Source organism: Labrys methylaminiphilus subsp. lupini, assembly GCF_051161885.1.
Taxonomy (GTDB): domain Bacteria; phylum Pseudomonadota; class Alphaproteobacteria; order Rhizobiales; family Labraceae; genus Labrys.
In genome coordinates, this window is sequence record NZ_JBMDIH010000001.1 from 3,092,748 (window position 1) to 3,119,054 (window position 26,307).

23 protein-coding genes and 2 pseudogenes are annotated in these 26,307 nt (G+C 64.7%); 12 read left to right on the top strand and 13 right to left on the bottom strand.

What is annotated here, in order from left to right; all coding sequences use genetic code 11:
- Position 1: 1 nt before the first annotated feature.
- From phnG to phnN, 9 genes are read left to right on the top strand one after another with little or no spacing between them, the layout of a single operon-like run.
- Positions 2-460, top strand: a complete 459-nt coding sequence (phnG, locus tag ACN6KF_RS14475; protein WP_434959679.1) for a phosphonate C-P lyase system protein PhnG — start codon at positions 2-4, stop codon at positions 458-460.
- A complete protein-coding gene (gene phnH, locus ACN6KF_RS14480) occupies positions 460-1,098 on the top strand; it encodes a phosphonate C-P lyase system protein PhnH (protein WP_434957506.1) in 639 nt (212 codons plus the stop codon). Before phnG ends, phnH begins: the two co-directional genes overlap by 1 nt.
- Positions 1,098-2,210: a carbon-phosphorus lyase complex subunit gene (locus ACN6KF_RS14485; protein ID WP_434957507.1), complete on the top strand. Its 1,113-nt coding sequence runs from the start codon at positions 1,098-1,100 to the stop codon at positions 2,208-2,210. The genes phnH and ACN6KF_RS14485 overlap by 1 nt, the downstream gene beginning before the upstream one ends.
- Positions 2,207-3,178, top strand: coding sequence for an alpha-D-ribose 1-methylphosphonate 5-phosphate C-P-lyase PhnJ (locus ACN6KF_RS14490; protein ID WP_434957508.1), 972 nt, complete (start codon positions 2,207-2,209; stop codon positions 3,176-3,178). The genes ACN6KF_RS14485 and ACN6KF_RS14490 overlap by 4 nt, the downstream gene beginning before the upstream one ends.
- Positions 3,175-3,645: a GNAT family N-acetyltransferase gene (locus ACN6KF_RS14495; RefSeq protein ID WP_434957509.1), complete on the top strand. Its 471-nt coding sequence runs from the start codon at positions 3,175-3,177 to the stop codon at positions 3,643-3,645. Before ACN6KF_RS14490 ends, ACN6KF_RS14495 begins: the two co-directional genes overlap by 4 nt.
- Positions 3,642-4,424, top strand: a complete 783-nt coding sequence (phnK, locus tag ACN6KF_RS14500; RefSeq protein WP_434957510.1) for a phosphonate C-P lyase system protein PhnK — start codon at positions 3,642-3,644, stop codon at positions 4,422-4,424. Before ACN6KF_RS14495 ends, phnK begins: the two co-directional genes overlap by 4 nt.
- Positions 4,421-5,131 carry a phosphonate C-P lyase system protein PhnL gene (gene phnL, locus ACN6KF_RS14505; RefSeq protein WP_434957511.1) on the top strand — a complete coding sequence of 237 codons (711 nt, stop codon included), beginning with the start codon at positions 4,421-4,423 and terminating at the stop codon, positions 5,129-5,131. The genes phnK and phnL overlap by 4 nt, the downstream gene beginning before the upstream one ends.
- A 15-nt stretch (positions 5,132-5,146) precedes the next feature.
- Entirely contained in the window at positions 5,147-6,310 is a 1,164-nt protein-coding gene (locus tag ACN6KF_RS14510; RefSeq protein WP_434957512.1) for an alpha-D-ribose 1-methylphosphonate 5-triphosphate diphosphatase, read from the top strand.
- Complete coding sequence (phnN, locus tag ACN6KF_RS14515; RefSeq protein WP_434957513.1) at positions 6,307-6,912, top strand: phosphonate metabolism protein/1,5-bisphosphokinase (PRPP-forming) PhnN; 606 nt, start codon at positions 6,307-6,309, stop codon at positions 6,910-6,912. Before ACN6KF_RS14510 ends, phnN begins: the two co-directional genes overlap by 4 nt.
- A gap of 22 nt (positions 6,913-6,934) precedes the next feature.
- Here the strand turns inward: phnN and ACN6KF_RS14520 are convergent, their stop codons facing one another.
- From ACN6KF_RS14520 to petA, 7 genes and pseudogenes are all read right to left on the bottom strand, one after another.
- On the bottom strand, positions 6,935-7,975 hold the full coding sequence (locus ACN6KF_RS14520) for a LacI family DNA-binding transcriptional regulator (RefSeq protein ID WP_434957514.1): 1,041 nt from the start codon (positions 7,973-7,975) through the stop codon (positions 6,935-6,937).
- Between the two features lie 183 nt (positions 7,976-8,158).
- Positions 8,159-9,256: a redox-regulated ATPase YchF gene (ychF, locus tag ACN6KF_RS14525; protein ID WP_434957515.1), complete on the bottom strand. Its 1,098-nt coding sequence runs from the start codon at positions 9,254-9,256 to the stop codon at positions 8,159-8,161.
- A gap of 202 nt (positions 9,257-9,458) precedes the next feature.
- Positions 9,459-10,079 (bottom strand): aminoacyl-tRNA hydrolase, encoded by a 621-nt coding sequence (pth, locus tag ACN6KF_RS14530; RefSeq protein ID WP_434957516.1) that lies wholly within the window; start codon positions 10,077-10,079, stop codon positions 9,459-9,461.
- A gap of 189 nt (positions 10,080-10,268) precedes the next feature.
- Positions 10,269-10,889 (bottom strand): 50S ribosomal protein L25/general stress protein Ctc, encoded by a 621-nt coding sequence (locus ACN6KF_RS14535; RefSeq protein WP_434957517.1) that lies wholly within the window; start codon positions 10,887-10,889, stop codon positions 10,269-10,271.
- Between the two features lie 228 nt (positions 10,890-11,117).
- Positions 11,118-11,681, bottom strand: coding sequence for an adenine phosphoribosyltransferase (locus tag ACN6KF_RS14540; protein ID WP_434957518.1), 564 nt, complete (start codon positions 11,679-11,681; stop codon positions 11,118-11,120).
- A gap of 171 nt (positions 11,682-11,852) precedes the next feature.
- Positions 11,853-14,003: pseudogene (locus ACN6KF_RS14545) on the bottom strand (cytochrome c1).
- A gap of 11 nt (positions 14,004-14,014) precedes the next feature.
- The gene (gene petA, locus ACN6KF_RS14550) at positions 14,015-14,569 is read right to left on the bottom strand and encodes a ubiquinol-cytochrome c reductase iron-sulfur subunit (RefSeq protein ID WP_434957519.1); all 555 of its coding nucleotides are present in this window, start codon (positions 14,567-14,569) and stop codon (positions 14,015-14,017) included.
- Positions 14,570-14,879: 310 nt separating this feature from the next.
- Between petA and ACN6KF_RS14555 the strand changes: the two genes are divergently transcribed.
- The 3 genes from ACN6KF_RS14555 (at position 14,880) to blaOXA (ending at position 17,423) form a co-directional block, all read left to right on the top strand.
- Positions 14,880-15,359, top strand: a complete 480-nt coding sequence (locus ACN6KF_RS14555; protein WP_434957520.1) for a tRNA (cytidine(34)-2'-O)-methyltransferase — start codon at positions 14,880-14,882, stop codon at positions 15,357-15,359.
- Between the two features lie 76 nt (positions 15,360-15,435).
- Positions 15,436-16,347 (top strand): oxygen-dependent coproporphyrinogen oxidase, encoded by a 912-nt coding sequence (hemF, locus tag ACN6KF_RS14560; protein ID WP_434957521.1) that lies wholly within the window; start codon positions 15,436-15,438, stop codon positions 16,345-16,347.
- Positions 16,348-16,580: 233 nt separating this feature from the next.
- A complete protein-coding gene (blaOXA, locus tag ACN6KF_RS14565) occupies positions 16,581-17,423 on the top strand; it encodes a class D beta-lactamase (RefSeq protein WP_434957522.1) in 843 nt (280 codons plus the stop codon).
- A gap of 31 nt (positions 17,424-17,454) precedes the next feature.
- Here blaOXA and serS read toward each other — a convergent pair whose 3' ends face one another.
- From serS to ACN6KF_RS14595, 6 genes and pseudogenes are all read right to left on the bottom strand, one after another.
- Positions 17,455-18,717, bottom strand: coding sequence for a serine--tRNA ligase (serS, locus tag ACN6KF_RS14570; RefSeq protein WP_434957523.1), 1,263 nt, complete (start codon positions 18,715-18,717; stop codon positions 17,455-17,457).
- 239 nt (positions 18,718-18,956) lie between these two features.
- Positions 18,957-19,199, bottom strand: a complete 243-nt coding sequence (locus ACN6KF_RS14575) for a hypothetical protein (RefSeq protein ID WP_434957524.1) — start codon at positions 19,197-19,199, stop codon at positions 18,957-18,959.
- A gap of 148 nt (positions 19,200-19,347) precedes the next feature.
- Entirely contained in the window at positions 19,348-21,423 is a 2,076-nt protein-coding gene (locus ACN6KF_RS14580) for a hypothetical protein (protein WP_434957525.1), read from the bottom strand.
- Positions 21,423-24,206, bottom strand: coding sequence for a DUF4159 domain-containing protein (locus ACN6KF_RS14585; RefSeq protein ID WP_434957526.1), 2,784 nt, complete (start codon positions 24,204-24,206; stop codon positions 21,423-21,425). The genes ACN6KF_RS14580 and ACN6KF_RS14585 overlap by 1 nt, the downstream gene beginning before the upstream one ends.
- 25 nt (positions 24,207-24,231) lie before the next feature.
- Positions 24,232-25,151: pseudogene (locus ACN6KF_RS14590) on the bottom strand (DUF58 domain-containing protein).
- An 8-nt stretch (positions 25,152-25,159) separates the two neighbouring features.
- Complete coding sequence (locus tag ACN6KF_RS14595; RefSeq protein ID WP_434957527.1) at positions 25,160-26,158, bottom strand: AAA family ATPase; 999 nt, start codon at positions 26,156-26,158, stop codon at positions 25,160-25,162.
- Positions 26,159-26,307: the final 149 nt, after the last annotated feature.

A 26,307-nucleotide genomic window follows, 5' to 3' on the forward strand; every position in this document is an offset into this window, starting at 1 on the left:
GATGGCAGCCAATCCGGCTGCCGGAGTGAAGGCGCGCCAAGCCGTCATGCGCCTGTGCGCCCATGCTACCGGCCCCGAACTCGATCATGTTCTTTCGGCCCTGGCCCCGCTTCCGGCCCATGTGACGCTGCGACCAGCCGCAACAGGCCTCGTCATGCTGCAGGGCAAGGTCGGCGGCGACGGTGGCGCCTTCAACCTGGGGGAAGCGAGCACCTCGCGTGCCACCGTCCGGCTGGAGAACGGGCCGATCGGCTTTGCCTATCATCTCGGCCGCGATCGCACCAAGGCCAGCGCCGCCGCCCTGATCGACGCACTCTGGCAAGACGAGCCCCGCCGCGATGCCGTGGAGCGGGCGCTGCGTCCTGTCGCAGCCCGCCTCGCGGCCGATGCGGAGGTTTCAGCCCGCCAAACAGCGGCAACCAGGGTCAATTTCTTCACCATGGTACGAGGAGAGGACTGATGACCAACCTTGCACTGGACCTCGCGCCCGGCTTCGCCAATGCCGCGCTCGAATCCCAGGCGGTCTTCCGGGCCTGCATGAATGCGCTGGCCCGTCCCGCCCGTCCCCTGTCCCTCCAAACAAACCTCGCACCGCCGGCGCCGCTGACGCCGGAACTGGCCGCCCTTGCCCTTGCCTTGGCCGATCACGAGGCCCCTATCTGGCTCGATGCAAGGCTGCAGGCACCGGCGGTGCGCGCCTTTCTCACCTTCCATACCGGAGCCCGCCTGACGGAGGATCCGCAGGAGGCGGCCTTCGCCTTGATCGCAGACGTGGCTGCCTGTCCGGATCTTGCCCATTTCGCCCAGGGCAGCGACGAATATCCCGACCGCTCGACCACGCTGCTGATCGCTATCGAGCGGCTCGAACCCGGCCACGATCTCGTCTTCACCGGCCCCGGCATCAAGGCCGAGAGCAGCCGGGAAGAAGCCGGCCTGGTGCTTGCTCCGCTCCCCTCCGGCCTGCCCCGGCAGCTTGCCGCCAATCACGCGGCCTTCCCGCGTGGCGTCGACCTCGTCTTCACGGCGCCGGGCAAGATCGCCGCCCTGCCGCGCTCGTCAAAAATTCTTGGAGCAGACAAGAAAGTTGGAGCAGCCTGATGTATGTCGCCGTCAAGGGTGGCGAGGAAGCCATCGACAATGCCCATCGCCTGCTCGCCCATGTCAGGCGCGGCGACAAGGCGGTGCCCGATCTTGCCACCGATCAGATCCGCGAACAGCTCACGCTGGGCGTCGACCGTGTGATGGCGGAGGGCTCGCTCTATGATCGTGACCTCGCGGCGCTGGCGATCAAGCAGGCCCGCGGCGACCTGGTCGAAGCGATCTTCCTGGTGCGCGCCTATCGCACCACCCTGCCGCGCTTCGGCATTGGCGTGCCCGTGGACACCGACGAGATGGCCATCCGCCGCCGTATCTCGGCAACCTTCAAGGATCTGCCCGGCGGCCAGGTGCTTGGCCCGACCTTCGACTACACCCACCGCCTGCTCGACTTCATGCTAGCGGCCGGTGCCGAAATCGAACCGCCCCGGGAGAAACCCGCCACGGACGAGAAGACGCCACGCGTCAGCGACCTGCTCGGCGGCGAAGACTTGATCGAACGCAACGCCGATCCCGATCCCGAACGCCCGGTGGGCGACCTCACCCGCGAGCCCCTGTCCTTCCCGGCCGAGCGCGACCTCAGGCTGCAGGCGCTGGCCCGAGGCGACGAGGGCTTTCTCCTCGCGCTCGCCTATTCCAGCCAGCGCGGCTTTGGCCGCACCCATCCCTTTGTCGGTGAGATCCGTCTGGGAGAAGTGGAGGTGGAATTCGTGCCCGAGGAGCTCGGTTTTGCCGTGCCGATGGGGTCGATCACCGTCACCGAGTGCCAGATGGTCAATCAATTCGCTGGTTCTGCCGAGGCCCCACCGCAATTCACGCGCGGCTATGGCCTGGTCTTCGGGCAGGCCGAGCGCAAGGCGATGTCCATGGCGATGGTCGACCGTTCGCTCCGGGCGCGCGAATTCGGCGAGGAGATGACTGCGCCCGCCCAGGACGAAGAATTCGTGATGTCCCATTGCGACAACGTGCAGGCGACCGGCTTCGTCGAGCATCTGAAACTGCCCCATTACGTCGACTTCCAGGCCGAACTCGACCTGGTCCGGCGCCTGCGGGCCGAACATGCCGAACGCCGCAAGGCGGCACTGGCCGAAGTCGGACAGGAGGACGCAGCATGATCGAGACTCAGGCCCTGCCCACCGGCAGCGAGCGCATCCCCGCGGAGGCCGGCTACAATTTCGCCTATCTGGACGAACAGACCAAGCGCATGATCCGCCGGGCGATCCTCAAGGCCATCGCCATTCCCGGCTATCAGGTGCCGTTCGCTTCGCGCGAGATGCCGATGCCCTATGGCTGGGGCACCGGCGGTGTGCAGGTGACGGCCGCCATCATCGGCCCTGACGACGTGCTGAAGGTGATCGACCAAGGCGCCGACGACACCACCAATGCCGTCTCGATCCGCCGCTTCTTCGCCAAGACGGCCGGCGTTGCCACCACTACCGCGACGCAGGACGCCACCATCATCCAGACACGCCACCGCGTGCCTGAGGCTCCGCTCAAGCCCGACCAGGTTCTGGTCTACCAGGTACCGATCCCCGAGCCGCTGCGCTTCCTGGAGCCGCGCGAGACCGAGACCCGCAAGCTGCACGCCCTCGCCGATTACGGCCTGATGCATGTGAAGCTCTACGAGGACATCGCCCGCCACGGCCATATCGCCACCACTTACGCCTATCCGGTGGAAGTCGCCGGGCGCTATGTCATGGACCCCTCGCCGACGCCGAAATTCGACAATCCCAAGATCGACGATTGCGAGGCGCTGCAGCTCTTCGGTGCCGGGCGCGAGAAGCGCATCTATGCTGTGCCGCCGCATACTCGGGTGAGGAGCCTCGATTTTGAGGATCATCCTTTCAGCGTGCAGCGCTTCAAGCAGCCCTGCGCCCTCTGCGCCGCGCAAGGCGTCTATCTCGACGAGGTCGTCCTCGACGATCGCGGCGGCCGCATGTTCGTCTGCTCGGACACCGACCATTGCGAGACCAGGCGGGCAGAGGGACACAGGGGCGCGATGCTGGGCACGGCGCCCGAAACACTGAGCGGCCAGGGTGCGAATTCGCCCTTGCCGGCCGAAGCCGGGAAGACCGCACCATGAGCGCCATCCCTTCCTTATCCGTGCGCATCGGCGGCAAGGCGGACCTGCCCGCCGTGCTCACCCTTTACGGACAGCCCGATTTCAACGGCGACAACGTCCTGACGCTCGAGGAGGCCGAGGACAAGCTCCAGCGCCTCGGCCTCTATCCCGATTACACGCTCCATGTCGTCGAACAGGACGGCAGGATCATCGGCACCTTCTGCCTGATGGCGGTCGACAACCTCGCCCGGCGCGGCACCCCTTTCGCCGTGATCGAGAACGTGGTGATCGCTTCCGACAAGCAAGGCGAAGGCATTGGCCGCCTCATGCTGCAGGCCGCCTTCCGCCTGGCGCAGGAGAAGGGCTGCTACAAGGCCATTCTCGCCTCCAGCCTGCACAATACCGGCGCCCATGCCTTTTACGATTCACTCGGTTTCGAGCGTCACGGCGTGTCCTTCCGCCTATCCTTGCCGGAGAAAGTCGCATGACCTTCAACGATTCCCCGCTGCTCCAGGCACGCGGGTTGACCAAGCATTATGGCACGCGCCTGGGCTGTGCCGACGTCTCCTTCGACCTCTATGAGGGCGAGGTTCTCGCCGTGGTGGGCGAATCCGGATCGGGCAAATCGACCCTGCTCGGTCTCCTGTCCAGTGAAGTCGAACCGACCGCCGGTTCTGTGCATTATCGCATGCGCGACGGCGCCGCTCGCGACCTCTTCTCGCTGAGCGAGGCGGAGCGTCGCTTCCTGCTGCGCACTGACTGGGGCTTCGTGCGCCAGGATGCCCGCGACGGGCTGCGGATGGGCGTCTCGGCCGGCGCAAATGTCGGTGAGCGCCTGATGGCCGTCGGCGCCCGGCACTATGGCCGCATTCGCGAATCGGCCCTGGACTGGCTCGGCCGGGTGGAGATCGAGGCCGACCGCATCGACGACACGCCGGCAAGCTTCTCCGGCGGCATGCGGCAGCGCCTGCAGATCGCCCGCAACCTCGTCACCCGCCCCCGCCTCGTCTTCATGGACGAGCCGACCTCCGGCCTCGACGTTTCGGTGCAGGCTCGCCTGCTCGACCTCCTGCGCGGCCTCGTCGCCGAAACAGGTATCGCGGTCATCATCGTCACGCACGACCTCGCTGTCGCACGGTTGTTATCGCATCGCATCATGGTGATGCGGCAGGGCCGGGTGATCGAGACGGGCTTGACCGACCAGGTCCTCGACGACCCGCACGAGGCCTACACCCAACTCCTGGTTTCTTCGGTGCTGGCAGCATGACCTCCCCCATCCTTACCCTCGAAGGCGTTTCCAAGAGCTTCACCCTGCATCTCCAGGGTGGCCAGAGCATCGGCGTGATGCAGGATGTCAGCTTCACCGTCGCCCCCGGTGAATGCGTCGTGCTGGGCGGTCCGTCCGGAGCCGGCAAATCCTCGATCCTCAAGATGATTTACGGCAACTACCGCTGCGATAGGGGATCGATCCTGCTGCGCGAAGGCGAAGACGCCGTGGATATCGCCACAGCCGAACCTCGGCGTATCCTTGCTTTGCGCCGACGCACCATGGGCTATGTCAGCCAGTTCCTGCGTGTCATCCCGCGTGTCTCGGCCCTCGCCATCGTCACCGAGGCGGCGCGGGAAACCGGCATGGCCGAGGACGCGGCCATTGGGCGCGCCCAGGACCTGCTCCACCGGCTCAACGTGCCGGAACGACTGTGGCGCCTGCCGCCTGCAACCTTCTCGGGCGGTGAGCAGCAGCGTGTCAACATTGCGCGCGGCCTCGCATCCGACCGGCCCCTCCTGCTCCTCGACGAGCCAACCGCCTCGCTCGATGCGGCCAACCGGGCCGTCGTCGTCGAGCTCATCACCGCCAAGAAACAAAATGGCGTCGCAATTGTCGGCATCTTTCATGATGAGGATGTGCGCGAGCGAGTCGCAGACCGCGTGGTCGACGTCACCCAGTTTTCCGCAACCTCACTTGCCGCCTGAACGGACATTTCAATCATGCCTGATCTTGAGCAATTTGTTCTCTCAAACGCCCGCCTCGTCCTGGCGGATCATGTGATCGACAAGGGCTGGATCGCGGTCGACAAGGGCCGCATCGTGGACATGGGCGAGGGAGAGGCGCCGGAAAAAGGCCTGGACATGGCGGGAGACCATATCCTGCCCGGGCTGGTGGAACTTCATACCGACCATCTGGAAGCTCATTACTCGCCGCGCCCCTCGGTGCGCTGGCATGCCCTCAGCGCCGTGATGGCCTATGACGCCCAGATCGCCGCCGCCGGCATCACCACCGTGTTCGATTCCATCCGCCTCGGCTCCGAGACGGAGGAGGGCACGATCTCCAAGGAGGGCACGGCCCTGGCCGGGGCCCTGGAAGAGGCACGCCAGCACGGCCATCTGCGCGTAGAGCATCGCACCCATATTCGCTGCGAGCTCGCCACGCACGATGTCCTCACCGCCTTCCAGGCATTCCGGGAACTCTACCCCGTTCATCTGGCCTCGTTGATGGATCATACGCCCGGCCAGCGCCAGTTTCGCGATCTCGAAACCTGGATGAGCTTCTACTTTCCACGCCGTGCGCGCGGGGAGACCGATGTCGAGAGCTATATCAAGGCCAAGCTCGACAGGCATGCCCGCTTTGCTGCGCACAGCCGCACCAATCTGGTGGCATTGGCGCGCGAACATGGCATCGTGCTCGCCAGCCACGACGATGCGAGCGCGACCCATGTGGACGAAGCCGTGGCCGATGGCGTGGCCATTGCCGAATTCCCGACCACGCTCGAGGCCGCCCTCGCCTCCCACGCCGCCGGTATCAGCGTGATGATGGGTGCGCCGAACGTCGTGCGCGGTGGCTCCCATTCCGGCAACATCGCGGCGGCGGACCTTGCCGGCCAGGGTGTGCTCGACATCCTCTCCTCCGACTATGTGCCCGCCAGCCTGCTCCTGGCCGCCTTCCAGCTGCCCGAGCGGGTGCCCGCGATCGATCTGCCGGCCGCCGTGCGCATGGTCAGCGATACGCCGGCCCGCGCCACGGGCCTCGACGATCGCGGTCGGTTGGAAAAAGGACGGCGGGCCGATCTGGTGCGCGTGACCCAGGTTGCCTCGGGCTCCAGCACCACGCCGATCATCCGCCGCGTCTGGAACGAGGGCAAGATCGCGGCATGACCGACGAACCCGCTTTGATCCAGCCCAAACCTCGGTTCGGCAAACTGATCGCCATCGTCGGACCGAGCGGCGCGGGCAAGGATACGCTGATCGATGCGGCCCGTGCCCATTTCGCCGGCCATCCCGGCCTGATCTTCCCGCGGCGCGTCATCACGCGGGAAAGCAATTCGGCGGAAGATCACGAGACCCTGACCGAGCAGCATTTTGCCGAATTGGAGGCCGAGGGTGGTTTTTCGCTCTCCTGGCGCGCCCACGGCCTCAGCTACGCCCTGCCCCTTGAGGTGCGGCTGGCAACCGAAGAGGGCCGCCACGCCGTCTGCAATCTCTCCCGTTCCAGCCTGCCGGAGGCGCGCCAGCGCTTCGCCGGCCTCAGCGTGGTGCTGATCACCGCACCGGCCGAGATCATCGCCCAGCGTCTGGCTGCCCGCGGCCGCGAAAGCGAAGAGATGATCCGGGCGCGCCTGGCTCGCAAGATCGATCGCGAGGACACCCTCGCCCCCGATCTCATCATCAGCAACGACGGACCGGTGGAAGCGGCGATCGACAGGCTGATCGCCCATCTGCAGGCCGAACTTTCGGGCCAAGCTCAGGCGGTGGAGTAGGCTGGATCGGCCTATTGGGCGTTCAGGCTCGCGGGCCGGCAACCGATCCCCGCAAATCGAGCTGACAGGGCACTTCGACGGCCCGAGGCGCCTCGCCGGGTTCCGCCAGGCGCTGCATGAGCTGGGCCCAGGCAACTTCGGCGATCGCCTCCACCGGCTGTATCACCGCGGCGATCGGCGGGTGGGTCACCTGCATCCATTCGATGTCGTCGAAGCCCACAACCGACAGATCCCTGGGCATGACGAGGCCCCGTCGCTCCACTTCCCGCAGGGCCGCGAGCGTAGCAGGGCTATAGAGCGCGAAGACGGCCGTCGGCAACTCTCCCCTGTCGAAACGTGCAGCCATGGCCTCCATGGCCGATGCGACATCGGGACCACACAGCAGAACTTCGACATTATCGGCGACGCCCGCCTGGTGTGCCGCTGCCATCGCGCCGTTGACGCGATCGCGCATATTGGTGAGGTCGAGAGAGGAGGGCCCGAGCAGGATGCGCCGGTGTCCCAGGGCCACGAGTTCGCGGATGACTGCAGCACTGGCCTCGATATTGTTGACGCTGACGCGATCGAATCCGGTCTCGTCCGGGACGCGATCGAGCAGGACCGTGGCGACCTTCTGATCGAGCAGCGAGCCTTCCGCCGCCGGGCGCCCATCCGTCGGCACGACGATCATGCCGGCGACGCGCCAGTCGAGCAGCGCCTCGGTCTGGGCGGCCTCCCGCTCGGCCTTCTCGGCGCTGGAAACGGTCACCAGACGATAGCCGCTGCCCTCCGCCAGACGCTCGAAATGGGCAACCATGGAACCGAAGAACGGATTGCGGAAGTCCGGGACGATCAGCCCGACGATCGAACGGCGCGACCGGCGCAGATTGGCAGCCAGCGGGTCCACCCGAAAGCCAAGTTCCCGAACGGCGGCATGAATACGCGCGACACTCTCGGCCTTCACTGCGCCGAGGCCGCGGAGCACTTTGGAAACGGTGGCAGGCGAGACATTCGCAAGCCGGGCAACATCATGAATAGTTGCCCGCTCACCCGGTATCTTGCGCGGCGGTTCGTTGGATTGCATGGCCCCCGCCCCTGTCACGAACGAACACTCACGCGATGATAACACAGATAAATCGATTTTCTTCTGTCAATTGGCTCCCTTCATTGAAGGCTGCCAATTGACGTATTGATATTAAATTACGCCGGATCGACCAGGTGTCAAAGGTCTTTCAAGATCTTCGAACCGAGCGCAATCCATTTGCGCTCAAGTCGCAAAGCGGAAATGCAGAACATCGCCGTCGACGACCACATAATCCTTGCCTTCCAGCCGGAACTTGCCGGCTTCCTTGGCGCCCGCCTCACCGTTGAGAGCGACATAGTCGGCATAGGCGATGGTTTCGGAACGGATGAAACCCTTCTCGAAATCGGAGTGGATCACGCCGGCGGCTTGCGGGGCGCGCATGCCCTTGGTGATGGTCCAGGCCCGTGCCTCCTTCGGCCCCACCGTGAAATAGGTGACGAGGTCGAGCAGTTCATAGCCGGTGCGGATGACGCGGTTGAGACCCGGTTCGCTCAAGCCGATGGCGTCGAGATAGTCCTTCTGCTCCTCGGGCGGCAGGATGGCGATCTCACTCTCGATCTTGGCCGATACCACCACCGCCTTGGCGCCTTCCTCGGCAGCACGCTCCTTCACCTTTTCGGACAGGCCATTGCCCTTGTCGGCAGAGGCCTCCTCGACATTGCAGACATAGAGGACCGGCTTGGCGGTAAGAAGCTGCAGCATGTCGAAGGCCCGGCGTTCCTCCGGCTTGACGTCGACCAGGCGAGCCGGCTTGCCCTCACGCAGCAACACCAGCGCCCGGTTGATCAGGTCGAGGCTTTCCTTGGCCTCCTTGTCGCCGCTGCGCGCCTTCTTCTCCAGCGCCACCATGCGACGCTCCAGGCTGTCGAGGTCAGCGATCATCAGTTCGGTCTCGATGGTCTCGATATCGGCCACCGGATCGATCTTGCCTTCGACATGGGTGACGTCGCCGTCCTCGAAGCAGCGCACCACGTGGGCGATGGCATCGCATTCGCGGATATTGCCGAGGAATTGGTTGCCCAGCCCTTCACCCTTGGAGGCGCCGCGCACCAGGCCGGCAATGTCCACGAAGGTCAGCCGAGTCGGAATGATGGTGCCGGACTTGGCAATGGCCGCGAGCTTCTCCAGGCGCTCGTCCGGCACCGCCACGTCACCGACATTGGGTTCGATGGTGCAGAAGGGATAGTTGGCCGCCTGTGCCGCCGCCGTCTGCGTCAGCGCATTGAACAGGGTCGACTTGCCGACATTGGGCAGGCCGACAATTCCGCATTTGAAACCCATGGTGATCGCTCGTTCATCTTGTAGCCGGCGCGCTTTTGCCGCCGACGAAATCCGTTAAGGCGCTGGGTAGATAGGAAGCAGCGCAACGTCAATGGCTCGGCCGAGCCGGACGGCTCGTCCAGCCGATTCTTCAAGCCCCTGCGAGCCAATGCAGACCGCGTTTGATCTGCAAGACTTCAAACACTTGCCGGCTTCATCTGCTTCACCCCTTCGTGGATGATGCAGATGAAGCCGGTTTGGTCGCACCGTGTCCCCTTGCCTCCATGAACAGGTGGACCTTGTTCTGGAAGCTCGCCTCCTCCCCGCTCGCCAGCAGCGGTGCCGCGTCTGCGCAGGCGGAGCACAGATCCTCGACCCAGGGCCACTCCGCCTTGGCGAAGTCACTGAGCACGAAATGATGCACCAGCGCCTTGTCACCGGGATGACCGATGCCGAGCCGAGCGCGGCGATAGTCGTTGCCGCAATGGGCGGTGATCGATCTCAAGCCATTATGACCGGCATTGCCGCCGCCGACCTTCACGCGCAGCTTGGCGGGCGCCAGATCGAGTTCGTCGTGAAAGACGGTGAGATCGGTAAGACCGATCTTGAAGAAGCGCATGGCCTCGCCAACCGACTGCCCGCTTTCGTTCATATAGGTCTGTGGCTTGAGCAGCATGACACGCTCGCCGCCAATGCTGCCTTCGCTGATCTGGCCCTGGAAGCGGGCGCGCCAGGGCGCGAAACGGTGGCGCCGCGCCATCTCGTCGATGACAAGGAAACCGATATTGTGACGATTGCCGGCATATTTGGCGCCCGGATTACCGAGCCCGACAAAAAGACGCATGATAGCCCCCACTAGAGCAAAGCGCGTTTAAGCGGATACGCTCTCTTGCTCTAGCTCCTTGTTTCCAGGCCAATCCAACGGATTGGCTAGAGCGTCTTTGCGGTTCTAGGTGACTCCGTCGAATCGCCAAACGCTCTTGTGCGAATGGCCGGGACGAGCCCGGCCATCGCAGCAATATTCGAAGCCGGATTACTTCTTGGCGGCGTCGGCAGGCTCGGCAGCCACTTCGGCTTCGGGAGCAACCTCTTCACCGGCCGGCGGCAGGATCGAAACCAGCGTCGCATCGTCCTGGCCGGCGTAGGAAACGCCTTCCGGCAGCTTGATCTGCGAGAGGTGGATCGAATCGTTGATGTCGAGAGCGGCAACGTCGACATCGATCGAATCGGGGATCTTGTCGGCCGGGGCCAGAACCGAGAGCGAATGCGTCACGATATTGACGGAACCGCCACGCTTCACACCCACCGAGGTGGCGGCGTTGACGGCATGGACGGGAACGTCGACGCGCAGACGCGAGCCGGCATCGATGCGCAGGAAGTCGACATGCTCGACGGTGTCCTTCACCGGGTCGAGAGCATAGTCGCGCGGAATAGCGCGGGTCTTGCTGCCATCCACCTCGATCTCGAACACGGTGGTGAGGAAGTGGCCGGCATAAACCAGCCGGTTGGTTTCCTTGGCATCGAGCGCGATGGAAACGGGGGGCTTGCCGGAGCCGTAGATCACGGCCGGCACCTTGCCTTCACGACGAACGGCACGCGCGGCCCCCTTGCCCACTTGCGTGCGAGCCGTGGCGGAAATCTGCTTCACGGACATTGTGTATTCCTAGGTTGTTCAAAGAAAAAGGCCGCTGGCGCGGCCGGTTCGGTCGTCCCGCATTGCCTCCAGGGGTGTCTGGTCGCGGAACGGCGTTCTCATAGACGTATCGGGGGCGAAATGCAAGAAGCGCGATATGCCTTGTGCCAGTTGTGCCTGGAGCGCGGACATCACAGCCCCATGACTTCATGGGGCTGTGATGTCCGCGCTCCAAGAGACGCCCCCCGTTCAATGCCCCTCGAAAGATACCAGTGTGTGGACCGGCACGCCGAGCGCCCGGATCTTGTCGGCCCCCTTCAGGTCCGGCAGGTCGATGATGAAGACCGCCGCCAGGACATCGGCACCGATTTCACGCAACAGCTTGACCGCCGCTTCCGCTGTACCGCCGGTGGCAATGAGATCGTCCACGACAAGGACCCGTTCGCCCGGCTTCACCGCATCCTTGTGGACCTCCATTTCGTCGAGGCCGTATTCCAGGGAATAGGCGATGCGCACGGTTTCGTGCGGCAGCTTGCCTTTCTTACGCACAGGCACGAAGCCGGACGAAAGCTGATGGGCCAGAGCCCCTCCCAGGATGAAGCCACGCGCCTCGATCCCGGCAACCTTGTCGATCTTGGCACCCGCCCAAGGCTGGACAAGTTCGTCGACCGCACGCCGGAAGGCCCAGGCGTCCCCCAGCAAGGTGGTGATATCGCGGAACGCCACTCCCGGCTTGGGATAGTCCGGAATGGTGCGGATCGCGTCCTTGAGGATGCGGGCCGTCGAGCCCGAGAGTTCTGTCTTGGCGGTCATAGTCTGCCTTCCGCGGATTCGATGCCGAAAAAGACCACGCCCTTGCCCAAGAGTCGAGGCCGGGCTGGTGCAGAAAGGCCCGCCTTCCCCTTCACAGACAGCCGATTAAAATAATGAAGGCCGGGGATCGACGATCCCCGGCCTTCGTCAATCAAGTCTGGCTCAAAGCCCTCAATGAGCGTCGGCCCAAATCTTCTTCTTGGTGTAATAGAGCAGGCCGGCCAGCACGATCAGGAAGATGATGACCACGAAACCGGTCTGCTTGCGCTTTTCAAGGGAGGGATCGGCGGCCCAGGCCAGGAAGGCCGCGACATCGTGGGTATACTGATCCACCGTCTGCGGCGTGCCGTCCGTATATTCAACCTGCCCATCGGCCAACGGCTTGGCCATGCCGATCGAAGCACCGAAGATCTTGTTGTAATGCCCGTTCGGCGGAACGGTGACACCCTCGGGTGGCTTCTCATCGTCCTTCAGATAGCCGTCGGTAATCAGGGCATGGATATAGTCCGGCCCCTGCTCCTGGTACTGGGTGAAGATGTCGAAGACGAAGCCGGGGAAGCCGGACTTCACGCCACGCGCCTTGGCGAGCAGCGACATGTCCGGCGGCACCGCGCCATTGTTGGCGACGGCGGCAGCCTGATCGTTCGGATAGACCAGCGGGAAATAATCCGCCGGACGGCCCTTGCGCTCGAGGACCTCGCCCTTGTCGTTGGGCGCGTCCATGACGGTGTATTCGGCAGCAAGCGCCTTCACCTGCCCCTCGGTGAAGCCGGGGCCGCCGGGATCGGACAGGGTGCGGAAGGCAACGCGATGCAGGCTGTGGCAGGCCGAGCAGACTTCGCGATAGACCTTGAAGCCACGCTGCAGCTGACCCTGATCATAGCGACCGAATGGACCCGCGAAGCTCCACTGCTGGCGGGTCGGCTGCTCGCCGCCCTCCGCCCAGGCGGGCTGGGACAGACCGGCAGCGCCGAACAGGGTGGCCAGGGCGACAGCCAGGCCGGCCACACGTGAAGGTTTGAACATCTCAATCATCTCGTTCGCCCCTCAGCCCTTGCTTTGCGATTCGGCGGTGTTTGCGGCCGGCAGGGGGATGCCGCCCGTTTTCGCCAGAATGGCATCGGCGATCGAAGCGGGAACCGGCTTGGTCTGCTCAAACAACCCCAGCAACGGCAGGGCGATGAGGAAGTAGGAGAAGTACAGCGCGGTCAGAATCTGGCCGATCAGTACCTTCGAGCCTTCCGGCGGCTGCGAGCCGATCCATCCGAGGCCGATGCAAATAGCCACGAAGATGAAGAACACCCAGCGGAACACCGGACGATAGACCGCCGAGCGCACCTTCGATGTGTCGAGCCAGGGCAGCAGCGCCAGCATGACGATCGCGGCGAACATCATGATGACGCCCAGCAGCTTGTCCGGGATGGAACGCAGGATCGCGTAGAAGGGCAGGAAGTACCATTCGGGCACGATATGCGCGGGCGTCTTGCCGGGATCGAAGGTGATGTAGTTCTCCGGATCACCCAGATAGTCCGGCATGTAGAACACGAAATACATGAAGAAGACGAGGAAGCAGGCGATGCCGAAGGCATCCTTCAGCGTCGCATACGGCGTGAAGGGTACCGAGTCCTTGTCTGACTTGATGTCGACGCCGGTCGGATTGTTCTGGCCGACCACATGCAGCGCCCAGATATGCAGCACGACGACGCCGGCGATCATGAACGGCAGCAGATAATGCAGCGAGAAGAAGCGATTCAGGGTCGGATTGCCCACCGAATACCCGCCCCACAGCCAGGTCACGATCGACTTGCCGAACACGGGAATGGCGGAGAACAGGTTGGTGATGACGGTAGCACCCCAGCCCGACATCTGGCCCCAGGGCAGCACATAGCCCATGAAGCCGGTCGCCATCATCAAGAGGAAGATGACGACACCGAGCAGCCACAGCACCTCGCGGGGGCCCTTATAGGAGCCATAATACATGCCGCGGGCAATGTGGAGATAGACGGCGATGAAGAACATCGAGGCGCCGTTGGCGTGCAGCTTCTGGATTAGCCAACCCCAGTTCACGTCGCGACGGATCAGGTCCACCGAGGTGAAGGCCAGGCTCGAATCGGAGACGTAGTGCATCGCCAGCACCACGCCCGTGAGGATCTGCGCACCCAGCATGAAGGAGAGGATGGCGCCGAAGGTCCACATATAATTGAGGTTACGCGGCGTGGGATAGGCGATGAACGAGGAGTGGACGAGCCCGCCGATCGGCAGGCGGCTCTCGAACCACCGTCCAAGGCCGGATTTCGGAGTCCAGGTCGAGGTTCCGCTCATGAATTGTGACCTTAAGCTTGTGCGTTCGATTCGGCGCCGATCATAATCTTGGTCGGGCTCTCGAAATTATAGGGCGGAACTTCCAGGTTGAGCGGAGCCGGACCCTGACGGATGCGTCCCGAGGTATCGTAGACCGAACCATGGCAGGGGCAGAACCAGCCATGATAGGCCCCCTCGTTGACCAACGGGATGCAGCCCAGATGCGTGCAGATGCCGACCACGACGAGCCATTGCGCCTGATCTTTCTTGACCCGGTCCGCATCGGCCTGAGGGTCCTTCAGATCCCCCAGCTTGACGTCCTCGGCCGCAGCAATTTCAGCCTTGGTGCGGTGACGAACGAAGATCGGCTTGCCACGCCAGAAGATCTTCACCGACTGCCCCTCGGGAATCGGGGTCAGGTCAACCTCGACCGGCACGCCCGCCGCGATGGTTGCCTTGTCCGGATTCATCTGGCTGATGAAAGGCCAAGCTGCGCCAGCGACACCCACAGCACCGACCGCGCCGGTGGCAATGTAAATGAAATCGCGACGAGTGGGCTCTGCGGCGTGTTCGTTCGTGACTGACACGGATCGATCCTTCTCATACGTCGCATCCCGGCCACCGCCGGGATGATGGAGGAACCGGACGCATCAGTCCCGCACCATCCAACTCTGCCAAATCTCGGCCACCCCAGCCGCGCAAAACCGGATCGCGGCGAAACTGGGGCAAACCTTATCAAGGGGCTCATGCCACTCTGTTGCGAAGTTGTCTAGATCGTGCAGCCCGCAAATGGCGCTATGTCGCATGACATCAACGCCAATCATGCAGATTCTCCATGCCCGATGCCGGGCAGGTGTCCTATGAAGGCACTCTTCGCTTTCCGCCACGAAAACCCGAATGCCCCTCACTCTCGCCCTCTTCCAGCCCGACATCCCCCAGAACGCCGGCACCATGCTGCGCCTATGCGCCTGCCTCGGGGTAAAGGCGGCCATCATCGAGCCGGCGGCCTTTCCCGTCTCGGACCGGGCCTTCCGCCGGGCCGGCATGGACTATCTCGACCGCCTCGCCATAGACCGCCACATTTCCTTTCCGGCCTTCGAGGCATGGCGAGCCGCGAACAAACAAAGGCTGGTGTTGCTGACGACCAGGGGCGCGGTGCCTCATCCCAACCATGTCTTTCAACCGGACGACATCCTGATGGTCGGCAGGGAATCGGCCGGCGTGCCCGATATGGTTCATGCTGCAGCCGACGCGCGGGTGATCGTGCCGATGCGTCCGGGGTTGCGTTCGCTGAACGTGGCTGTCGCCGCCGCCATGGTGCTCGGCGAGGCCCTGCGCCAGACCGATGGCTTCCCTTCCCCGGCAGATTCTGCTTGATCGAACACCGGCCTTCCTCCGGCCGTCATTGATCCTGCGCAATTGCCTGCTGGTAGAAACGGACTATAGAGGCAGCATGACAAAGCCCGCTTCCGCCCCACTTTACGCCGAGATCGCCGCCCATCAGGCCGAGGCCCGTGTCTGGTTCGAATCGCTGCGCGATCAGATCTGCACCGCCTTCGAGGCCATCGAGGAAGCGTTGCCGCAGGCCCGAGCGCCGGCCGGCACCACAGCGGGACACTTCAAACGCACGCCCTGGCAACGCACCGACCACACGGGCCGCCCCGGCGGCGGCGGCGTGATGGCGATGATGCATGGCAGGGTGTTCGAGAAGGTGGGCGTGCATTGCTCGACCGTCCATGGCGAATTCTCGCCCGAATTCCGCACCGAGATCCCCGGTGCCGCCGAAGATCCGCGGTTTTGGGCCTCCGGCATCTCCCTGATCGCCCATCCCTGGAATCCTCATGTGCCGACAGTGCACATGAACACCCGCTTCGTGGTGACCACCAAGGCCTGGTTTGGAGGCGGTGCGGACCTGACGCCGATGCTCGACAGGCGCCGCACGCAGGAAGACCCGGACACCCAGGATTTTCACGCCGCCCTGCGCCGGGCTTGCGAGGCCCATCCCGTGGCGGACTATGCCCGATACAAGAAATGGTGCGACGACTATTTCTTCCTCAAGCATCGCAATGAGTCGCGCGGCATCGGCGGCATTTTCTATGATGGGCTGGCCAGCGGCGACTGGCAGGCCGATTTCGCCTTCACCCAGGCGGTCGGCACCGCCTTCGCCGCCATCTATCCGGAGATCGTCACGCGCAATTTCGACAAGCCCTGGACGGAGACGGAACGCGACGAGCAACTGGTGCGCCGCGGGCGTTACGTCGAATTCAACCTGCTCTATGACCGCGGTACGCTGTTCGGCCTCAAGACCGGCGGCAATGTTTCCTCGATCCTGTCCTCGATGCCACCCACGGTGAAATGGCCTTGACCCGCTAAGCGGAATTTCCCGGAAAGGTCCGCAGCCTGCTTCTAAACCAAAGCGTTTTGCGATTTGACGGAATCGCCTCAAATCGCAAAGTCGCGTCGAAATGGTGAGTTAGAGCAAAGTGGGTTCGGAGAAACCGCACTTTGCGCTCGTGCAGCGCAGCCTGTTGCTGCCATCGACAAGATCGGGCCACAATGTCTCTGACAGATGCGCGTCGATCCCGGAGACCCTGCTGCATGCCCCGCCCGACGACCGCTCTGGAGGCTTTTGCCGCCGCCGTCTTTTTGACGATCTCGACCGGAACGGGCAACGCCCTGGCTCAGCCCTCGGGAGCTGCGGTCGCGAGCGCCTGCACGCTGCTGGCCGATGTGGCAACCGGCAAGCTGCTCACTCAGGAAGGCAGTTGCGACCAGCCGATTACGCCGGCCTCGACCTTCAAGATCGCCATCAGCCTGATGGGCTATGATTCGGGCCTGTTGAAGAACGAGCATGTGCCGGCCCTGCCCTTTCGCGAAGGCTATGCCGATTGGGTGCCGGAATGGCGTACCAGCACCGACCCCACAAGCTGGATGAAGAATTCGGTGGTCTGGTACTCGCAACAGGTCACGCGCAGCCTCGGCAAGCTGCGATTCAAGCGCTATGTCGCCGAATTCGATTACGGCAACCAAGACGTCGCGGGCGATCCGGGCAAGCAGAACGGCCTCACCCATGCTTGGTTGAGCTCGTCCCTGAAGATCACGCCGCTCCAGCAGCTCAGGTTCCTGGAGCGGATGGTGCGCCACCAACTGCCGGTCTCGAACCGAGCCTATGACATGACCACCCGCATCCTGGAACTGGCGCCGCTGCCCAATGGCTGGGAAGTTCACGGCAAGACCGGTTCCGGGGCGCCCCGGCGCTCCGACGGCAAGCTCGACCTCGATCATGCCTATGGCTGGTTCGTCGGCTGGGCCAACAGGAACGGACGTAACGTAGCCTTCGTGCGCCAGGTGCAACTGGCCGGCAAAGGCGATATCCGAGCCGGCCTCCAGGCGCGCGATGCCTTCCTGGCGGAACTGCCTGGCCTGCTGGACCGGCTGTAATCCGGTCCGTGTCGATCACGCTGTCCCTCCATCACAGAAATTCCTCCCCGCCTAGGTAATTTCGCAGGAATGGGGGGACGCGAACCTGCCCCTGTGGCGTCTGGTGGTTCTCGATCAAGGGCACCAGGATGCGCGGTGTCGCAATCGCGGTGTTGTTCAGCGTGTGGCAGAAGCGAACCCGTCCCTTCCGGTCGCGCCAGCGGATATTGGCACGCCGTGCCTGCCATTCATGCAGGCTGGAGCAGCTATGGGTTTCCCGGTAGCATGTGAGGCTCGGCACCCAGGTTTCGATGTCGTTCATTCGCACCTTGCCGGGGCCCATGTCTCCAGTGGAGCATTCGACGACCCGATAGGGCAGACCCAGATCCCGCAGGATGTTCTCGGCATTGGCGAGCAGCCGGGCGTGCCAATAGGCGGACTCCTCGGGATCGTCGCGGCAGATCACATATTGCTCCACCTTGTAGAACTGGTGGACCCTGAGCAGGCCGCGCACGTCGCGCCCGCCACTGCCGGCTTCGCGGCGGAAGCAGGGAGAAAAACCCGCATAGAGCAGGGGTAAATCGCGCTCCTCGATGATCTCGCCGCCATGCAGGCCGGTCAGGGCGATCTCGGCCGTGCCGGCGAGATAGGCTCCGTCGCGCGGGAGTTCGAACGTATCCTCCCTGGCAAAGGGGAAATGGCCGGTATTGACGAAGCCATTCCCGCGAACCAGGGCCGGGACAGAGATGGGTTGGAACCCCTCTTGGGAGAGCCGGCGGGAGGTGTCGAACAGCAGAGCCTGCTCCAGCAGGGCAAGGCGCCCCTTCAGCACATAGCTTCGAGCCCCCGCAACCTTGGCGATCCGAGGCGGATCGATCCAGCCACGCCTGTCGGCAATGGCAACATGATCGAGCGGCGTGAAGGTAAAATCGGGCCGATCGCCAACGACACGCACCACCTGATTGCTCTTTTCATCCGGCCCTATCGGCGCCCCCTGCCACGGCAGGTTGGGAACCGTCAGCAAGAGCTCGCGCAGAGCCTGCTCCATCTCCGTCACACGGCCCTGGAGGGCGGAAAGCTCGCCGGCGATCGCCCGGGAATGTTCGGCACCGGCGGCACGCAAGGGCTCGGCAGCCGTGAGGAACTCGGCCGCGATCCGATTTCGTTCCGCCCGCAGGGTTTCAAGCCGTGTCTTGTCGCGACGCAGCGCAGCGTCGAGGGCCAGAATCTGATCCAGATCCACGGTCATGCCCTTGGCGTGGGCCGCCGCCGCGACGGCGGCGGCGTTGTTACGAATGAAAGCGATATCCAGCAATGTTGCCTCCTGATGCTGGCGGCGCGCAGCGGCAGGCGCAAACGAAAAGGCCCTGCCGGATGGCGGGGCCCTGGTTGAAACGCGATGGCGGAGAGAGTTCAGCGCATGCGACTGCAACCCGGCCCCGGGGGGTCGGACGAGATCAGCAGCGAGTTCGATCGATAGAACCTGAACATGATGTCACTCTGCCAGCGACGTCGACGAAAATCAATTGGCCCCTGCCGCGAAAGCCGCCCTTCTCAATCGGCGGTCGGCAAATGGCGCATGGTGACGAAGATCTGCCCGTCTGGCAGTTCTTCCCAGTATTCGATCTCGGTCATATAGGCTGCCTTGGGGTAGCGAGTAAACAGATCACGCGCCTTGGCGCGTGCTTCCTCGCGCGGCAAAGTAAAACTTTCGCGCCGGAACCCCAGCGACATCTGCGACCGTCGGTCTGCATGGCGCTTGGCCAGCGTCCCTGGCCGGATCTCGTCGCTACGCATTCTCGTATCCTCGGCCCATTCCGTTGAGGCAGGCCCGATCGGAAACCTGCATCTGCAATTTAGGGCCTCACGGCTCAAGAGTCGAATCGCAACGTCGCGTGCGGCAGGCGCTAAATCCTGCCCATCGAGCAGCATCAGCGCTTTGGAATCACCGGCCTTCCCGGGCCCAGAGCAGCGTGACGCCGCCGAGCAGCAAGGCGAGGCCCAGCAGCCCTGCGAAGAGTGGGATGGTGTCGATACCCTGCACCACCGATGCTTCGCTGCGCTTGAGGCCGATCCAGCCACTGCCACCGTAGGCGGAGCCGGCACCGACTGCGCGGACCGCCGGGATCGACAGGCCGGACGCGGTGGCGAGACGTTCCACGCTGCCGCCGGTCTCGCCAACCAGGCCCTTCAGCCTGTCAGGCGTGGAGAGCAGATCCTGGAATTCGCGTGGATTGGCGGGGCCGACATTGGTGATCGCCTGCAAGGCGCCGTCCTGGGCTCGCCACAGCCCCATCACGTCGGTGGAATAGACCGCGCTCCACAGGCCGGGCTTCTCCGCTTTGAGGGCGAGCCGGACCTTTTCGCCGTTCGGGCCAGTCAGTTCGACAGGCGCCGCCGTCTCCGCCATGGTCTGGCGCTCGATGGTGATATCGCGGCCAACAGCCCGTGCACGCAACGCTTCCTCGTCGAGATCTGGCTCCTTCAAGAGCCAGTGCGACAGGCGCCGCAGCAGATCGACATGGGGACCGCCGCCCTCATAGCCGCGCGCCCACAGCCAGGCATGGTCCGACAGCAGCAAGGCCACCCTCCCCTTGCCCTGATGAGCCAGCACGAGTAGCGGATCGCCCTGTGCGCCGGTCATCACAGCGCTGCCCTCGCGCAGCTTGGTCTCCACCGTGGTGAACCATTGGCCCCATGCCGGCGGATTGGCATTGCCGCCCGGCAGGTCCCGCGTCACCGGATGGCGTTTGCCGAGCGGGCTGATCTCGGGCCGATAAGGCTGATAGAGCACATTGCCTGAAGGCGCGGCCGGCAGGATCTCTGCCAGGCCGGTGCCCCACAGACTGTTCTCTGAGGCGTAATCGGCGCCCGACGCGAGCAAAATGGCGCCGCCATTGCGCACGAATTCCGTCATATTGTCGAAATAGGCGGCCGGCAGCAGGCCCTCCTGCGCATAACGGTCGAAGATGATCAGGTCGAAGCGGCTGATCTCCTCGTCGAACAGACGATGGGTCGGGAACTGGATCAGGGAGAGCTCGTTGATCGGGGTGCCATCACCCTTTTGCGGTGGCCGGAGAATGGTGAAGTGCACGAGTTCGACATTAGCGTCGGCCTTAAGCAGGTTGCGCCAGGTGCGCTCGCCTGCATTGGGTTCCCCCGACACCAGCAGGACGCGCATCTTCTCGCGGATGCCCTCGATCTGCAGCACGGCCCGGTTGTTCACGGGCGAGAGCTCGCCCGGCACGGTTTCGGCCTCGAGCTCGACCACGTTCACGCCGGCATGCTCGATCGGCACCTGCAGCGAGGACAATTCGCCGACCGGTACGGTGGTGCGCGCGATCTCCTCGCCATCACGGCGCAGGATCACTGCCGCCGTCGACGGCATGTTCGGGCCGCGATCGATGACCCGGAAGCGGATGGTGGTGGCCTGCTTCACCAGGCCGAAACGTGGCGCCTCGACCAGGGTGATCTGGCGGTCGCGTTCATCCTCGCGGCCCGTGATCAAGGCATGGAGCGGCGCCTTGAAGCCGAGGGCTGCCGCCCGTGCCGGCACGTCGTGGACCACGCCGTCCGTCAGCAGGATGGCGCCGCCGACCCGGTCGGGCGGCACGTCGGACAAGGCGGTGGCCAAGGGAGCGAAAAGCTGGGTGCCGTCAGCGCCGGAGTTGACGCCGCCGCCCGCTTCGACCACGCGCAGCTCGGTATTGCCCAACGCCTTGATCTGCCGGCTCAGCGCGTCGCGCGCCTCGTCCGTCTGCCGCGTCCTTTCGTCCAGCGACTGGGACGCGGAGCGGTCGACCACCAGCGCCACCACATTGGGCAGCACGGCGCGCTGCTCGCGCGTCAGAATGGGCCCGGTCAGAGCAAGGACGAACAGGCCCAGCACCAGCGTGCGCAGCCAGGCCCCGCGCAACCGCGCCAGCAGGCACAGCCCCGCGACGGCAGCAGCCAGCACGGCCAGTCCGATGACGACAGGCCAGGGCAGCAGAGGCAGGAATTGGAGGGAGAAATCGCTCATCAGCGTCCGAGCCTCTCCAGCAGATCCTGCACATGCACCTGATCCGCCTTGTAATTGCCGGTCAGCGCATACATCACCATGTTCACGCCGGCGCGATAGGCCAGCTCACGCTGGCGCTCCAGCCCGGTGGAAACAGGAAAGAGCGGGTTCATCTGGGCATCCACGGCCCAGGCCCCAGCCAGATCGTTGGAGGTGATGATCAGGGGCGATACGCCGTCTCCCCCCAGCACCGGCTTGTCGCTGTCCTCCGACGTCGGCGCGGTGGCCTGCACCCAGGTCTCGCCATTGTCATAGCGCCCGACGAATTTATCGAGCAGGTAGAAGGTCTTGGTCAGCACGTGCTTGGCCGGGATGGGCTCGAGTTCGGGAATGTCGAGCCCCGAGAGCAGGCGCTTGAGCGTTTCGCCGGCCGGCGTCGCTGCCCCGCCGGCATCCTGTTGTACCGCGTCGCGCGTATCGAAAATGACGGTGCCGCCCGATTTCATGAACGCGTCGATACGCGCCATCACCGCCGGCGGCGGAGGTTCCTTGCCCGGCACGATCGGCCAGTAGATCAGAGGATAGAAGGCAAGTTCGTCCTTGGCTGGATCGATACCATCGGGCGGCCCCGGCTCCAACGCCGTGCGCTCGGCGATATAGGCGGTCAGGCCCTTGAGGCCGGCGAGGCTGGTTTCATCCGTCTCCTTGTCGCCGGTCACGATATAGGCAAGGCGCGTCTTCAGTGCCGCGTCGAAGGGACGGCTCTGCGCCTGGGCGTCCGGCGGCGCGAGCAAGGTCAGAGCCAACACAACCAAAGCCGCCGAACCAGCGCCGGCGCGGGCAAGGCGCGTCCAGCCGCCCGCCATGAAGAAGACGATCAATGCATCGGCCAGCAGCAGCGCCAAGGCGACCAGCAGCAGGACGGGCCCAAGGGCGACCGGCTTGGCAACCGTATAATCGGCCAGGGAGGCATTCAGCGCCTTGTAGTCCAGGGGTTTCAACACGGCATTGGCTGCCAATGCATTGACGGCCACCAGACCATCGGGCGGCCCATAGAAACCGGGCGGATGATCGGGTCGGCCGATGCCGGGCTGGTCCACCCGCACGGGCTGGGCGGTCGCCGGCGGGACCTGGAAGGCCCCCAGCCCGTCGAGCGTCCGGCTCGGCGCCGCATAGACCGGTGCCGCAGCGCCCGCCGGCGTTGCGGATGCGCCCGCAACCGGCGCAGATTTGGCCAGCCCCACCACCTTGCGCAGCATCTCCACGAAGGTCCCCGACAAGACAAGATTGGACCAGGTAGTGTCCGCCGTCACGTGAAAGAGCACAACGACGCCATTGCCCCGTTTCTCGGCAGTGACCAACGGCGTGCCGTCGGCCAAGGCGGCCCAGGTCCGGCCGGGCAGATCGATATCGGGCTCGGCCAGCAATTGGCGCTTGACGCTGACGTCATCCGGCAAGGCCAGGCCGGCGAAGGGAGAGTTGGCGTCGAAACTGCCGAGCTTTTGCGGCTTCTCCCAGGAGAGCGTCCCGCCCAGCGTGCGCCCGCCCTGGCGCAACTTCACCGGCAGCAGCGTATTTTCGGCGGCGGCAAGACGCGAACCGGCGAAGCGTACCAGAACACCGCCATTCTCGATCCAGGCGGAAAGCTTGGCTTCCGCATCGCCGAGATTGCCGACATCGGCCAGCATCAACACCGGCAGCTTGTCGTCGAGAAAGCGGCCGATCGCCTCGGCCGGAGACGTTCCCTCGGCGGTCCTCACATCGGCATAGGGTTCGAGCGCTCGCGTGAGGTAGTAGTTCGCCGAGAGCAGGGGCTGGCTGACATCCTTGTCCTGCCCCGAGACGATGCCGACCATGCGGCGGCGCCAGGTGCGGTCGAGCAGTTGCGCCGCGCCGGCCGAGGCATCGCCGACGATTTCGAGCCGCGCCACATCGTTGCGGATGTCCACAGGCAAGTCGAGCTGGGCCGTCGTCTCGGCCGCGCCCGCCGGGAAGTTGAAATCGGCCTGGCCGACCGGCAGGTTCTTGAGGTCGAGTGCCCTGACCGTGCCGGACAAGGTGCGGTCGAGCTTGCTCATGCGCAGGACGCGCACCGAGATGCCGCTTGGCGAATTGGACGCGCCGGCGAGCGCCAGGGAGCTGCGGGCATCGTCACGATAGACCGTCACGCGCCCCTGCTTGCCGGCTTCCGACAGAGTGGCGAGAAAGACGTCGTCGCCGTCATCAGCCAGACCATCGGAGAACCAGACGATCTCGGTCTCTGGCGCGGCGCGCAGGAAGGAAGCGATGGCGGGCGCATAGGCACCGCGACTGGCCTGCCAGGGCTGGGGAGCCAGCGCCGCAAGGCGAGGACCGAGGCTCGCGGCGGGGCTGAGCGAGAGATCCGTGAGCGGTTCGGCCAGGGCCGCGATCGCCACCGGGCGGCGATCCTGATCGGCTGCTGCAAGCGTGGCCTGGATCACTTCCTGGCGCTTTGCCCAGGTCGCTGCGGAACCCCAGCCATTGTCGATAAGGAACAAGAGCGGCGCCGCACGCGTCGGCCCGGCCTGATTGAAAGGCCGAAGCGTCGGCACGGCCAGCATGGCAATTACCAAGGCGGCGAGCGCCAGACGCAGAGCCGTCAGCCACCAGGGGGAGCGTGCTGCCACGCGTCCGCGTGGCAACAGGCCGTAGAGCAGGCGCAACGGTGGAAAGTCGATGCGCTGCGGCCGCGGCGGCACCAGGCGCAGCAGAAGCCAGATCGCCGGCAGCAGGGCCAGCGCCGCCAGCATCCAGGGTGATGCGAGAGCCAGCGAACCTAGCATCGATCAAGCCTCTCGATCGCCACCATCACACACCCTCTCCCTGCTGCAGCAGCGGATGCAGGGCGAGCACGGCTTGGGAAGCCGGCTTGTCGGTGCGGTGCAGAGTCATGCTCCAGCCATAGCGGTGCGTGATCGCCCGCAGGGCATCGCGATGGGCCGAAAGCCGATCCTCATAGGCCTGGCGGATATCCTGCGCACGCGGGGCCTGGAACTTGGCTCCGGTTTCGGGATCGATGAGCTCGGTGCGGCCGGCGAAGGGGAAGGTCTCCTCGATGGGGTCGGCGATGACCAGGAGATGGCCGCGCGCACCGCGCGCCGCCAAGGCGGCGATGGTGCCGGCCGTCACCTCCGGCTCGTCGAGAAAATCGCCGATCAGGATGGCTTCGCTGCGGGGGCCGAGCGCGATACGCTCGGGCAGGCCGCTGCGCTCCGCCCTAGCGGGCAGAGCCGCCGTCATCAAGGCGAGGGCAAATTTTTCGATGATCGCCCGCTGCGAGGTCGGCCGGGCCAGGCCGATCAGGCCGACGCGCTCCCCCCCTGCACCAAGAGGTCGGCAAAAGCCAGACACAGCACCAAGGCCCGTTCGAGCTTGGAGGTCTGCGCCAGGCTGGAAGCGAGATTCATCGAGATCGAACGATCGACCCACAGCCACAGGGTCTGGGCCGCGTCCCATTCATGTTCGCGCACATAGAGTTCGTCGCCGCGCGCCGAACGGCGCCAGTCGACATTGGCGGCGGCCTCTCCCGGAGCAAAGTGGCGGAACTGCCAGAAATTCTCGCCCTGCCCGGCACGGCGGCGGCCATGCAGGCCGTGCAGCGCCGTCGCCGCCACGCGGCGTGCCTCCAAGGCAAGTCTGGGCATGGCTTCGGCCAGATCGAGCGCAGCCTGCTGCAGGCCAGCGGATCTGACCGCCTTGTGCTCGTCAATCAGCCGCGTGGAAACCACCATCCGGCTCAGCCCAATTTGCGCGCGAGGCGCCCGATCACGCCCTCAATGCTTTCACCATCGGCCCGGGCAGCGAAGCTGAGGGCCATGCGGTGCTTGAGCACCGGTTCGGCGAGGGCAACCACATCGTCGATCGAGGGCGAGAACCGGCCCTGCACCAGAGCCCGCGCCCGCACCGCGAGCATCAGGGCCTGGCTGGCGCGCGGCCCCGGTCCCCAGGCGATCTTGCCGGCAAGGTCGGGGGTCTCGCCAGGACGGGCCGAGCGCACCAGCGTGAGGATCGCTTCCACCACCGATTCGCCAACCGGCAGCCTCCGGACCAGGCGTTGCGCGCTCAGAAGATCCTCGAAACTCATGGCAGGCCGTGCGGGGCTCTCCTCGACGCCAGTGGTGAAGAGCAGAATGCGCTTCTCATCCTCGCGATCGGGATAGGGCACGTCGATCTGCATCAGGAAACGGTCGAGCTGGGCTTCCGGCAGGGGATAGGTGCCTTCCTGCTCGAGCGGGTTCTGGGTTGCCAGGACATGGAAGGGCTTGGGCAGGTCATGGCGCTCGCCCGCCACGGTGATGTGATATTCCTGCATGGCCTGCAACAGGGCCGACTGCGTGCGCGGTGAGGCGCGGTTGATTTCGTCCGCCATCAGCAATTGCGCGAAAACCGGCCCGCGCACGAAACGAAAGCTGCGCTTGCCGGTCTCGTTGGCATCGAGCACTTCGGTGCCGAGGATGTCGGAAGGCATCAGGTCAGGCGTGAATTGCACGCGCTTGGCATCGAGCCCGAGCACCACGCCGAGCGTCTCGACCAGCTTGGTCTTGGCAAGGCCGGGCACGCCGACGAGCAGACCGTGGCCACCGGACAGCAAGGTGATTAGGGCGCCATCGACCACGGCCTCCTGGCCGAAGATCACGCCATGCACCGCTTCGCGGGCCTGCCTGATGAGATCAGCGGTGGTTTCCGCCGAACGGATGATGGCTTCGTCGAGATTGGTGGCAGTATCGGCCGTCATCATGCCTCGCAGGAAGGGCGCCGGGCGGCGGCGCTTAAGAATGGGAAGCTTGCACGATTCCCTTGTATCGCAGGATACTAGAGAGCAACTAAGGCAGGAGCGAGAGTTTCTCTGCCGTTTTCACGTCCGTTTTATCACCGAGTGATTTC

Coding starts and splice junctions, on each gene's coding strand:
- phnG (WP_434959679.1), top strand. CDS start 2: ATGGCAGCCAATCCGGCTGCCGGAGTGAAGGCGCGCCAAGCCGTCATG.
- phnH (WP_434957506.1), top strand. CDS start 460: ATGACCAACCTTGCACTGGACCTCGCGCCCGGCTTCGCCAATGCCGCG.
- ACN6KF_RS14485 (WP_434957507.1), top strand. CDS start 1,098: ATGTATGTCGCCGTCAAGGGTGGCGAGGAAGCCATCGACAATGCCCAT.
- ACN6KF_RS14490 (WP_434957508.1), top strand. CDS start 2,207: ATGATCGAGACTCAGGCCCTGCCCACCGGCAGCGAGCGCATCCCCGCG.
- ACN6KF_RS14495 (WP_434957509.1), top strand. CDS start 3,175: ATGAGCGCCATCCCTTCCTTATCCGTGCGCATCGGCGGCAAGGCGGAC.
- phnK (WP_434957510.1), top strand. CDS start 3,642: ATGACCTTCAACGATTCCCCGCTGCTCCAGGCACGCGGGTTGACCAAG.
- phnL (WP_434957511.1), top strand. CDS start 4,421: ATGACCTCCCCCATCCTTACCCTCGAAGGCGTTTCCAAGAGCTTCACC.
- ACN6KF_RS14510 (WP_434957512.1), top strand. CDS start 5,147: ATGCCTGATCTTGAGCAATTTGTTCTCTCAAACGCCCGCCTCGTCCTG.
- phnN (WP_434957513.1), top strand. CDS start 6,307: ATGACCGACGAACCCGCTTTGATCCAGCCCAAACCTCGGTTCGGCAAA.
- ACN6KF_RS14520 (WP_434957514.1), bottom strand. CDS start 7,975: ATGCAATCCAACGAACCGCCGCGCAAGATACCGGGTGAGCGGGCAACT.
- ychF (WP_434957515.1), bottom strand. CDS start 9,256: ATGGGTTTCAAATGCGGAATTGTCGGCCTGCCCAATGTCGGCAAGTCG.
- pth (WP_434957516.1), bottom strand. CDS start 10,079: ATGCGTCTTTTTGTCGGGCTCGGTAATCCGGGCGCCAAATATGCCGGC.
- ACN6KF_RS14535 (WP_434957517.1), bottom strand. CDS start 10,889: ATGTCCGTGAAGCAGATTTCCGCCACGGCTCGCACGCAAGTGGGCAAG.
- ACN6KF_RS14540 (WP_434957518.1), bottom strand. CDS start 11,681: ATGACCGCCAAGACAGAACTCTCGGGCTCGACGGCCCGCATCCTCAAG.
- ACN6KF_RS14555 (WP_434957520.1), top strand. CDS start 14,880: ATGCCCCTCACTCTCGCCCTCTTCCAGCCCGACATCCCCCAGAACGCC.
- hemF (WP_434957521.1), top strand. CDS start 15,436: ATGACAAAGCCCGCTTCCGCCCCACTTTACGCCGAGATCGCCGCCCAT.
- blaOXA (WP_434957522.1), top strand. CDS start 16,581: ATGCCCCGCCCGACGACCGCTCTGGAGGCTTTTGCCGCCGCCGTCTTT.
- ACN6KF_RS14575 (WP_434957524.1), bottom strand. CDS start 19,199: ATGCGTAGCGACGAGATCCGGCCAGGGACGCTGGCCAAGCGCCATGCA.
- ACN6KF_RS14580 (WP_434957525.1), bottom strand. CDS start 21,423: ATGAGCGATTTCTCCCTCCAATTCCTGCCTCTGCTGCCCTGGCCTGTC.
- ACN6KF_RS14585 (WP_434957526.1), bottom strand. CDS start 24,206: ATGCTAGGTTCGCTGGCTCTCGCATCACCCTGGATGCTGGCGGCGCTG.
- ACN6KF_RS14595 (WP_434957527.1), bottom strand. CDS start 26,158: ATGACGGCCGATACTGCCACCAATCTCGACGAAGCCATCATCCGTTCG.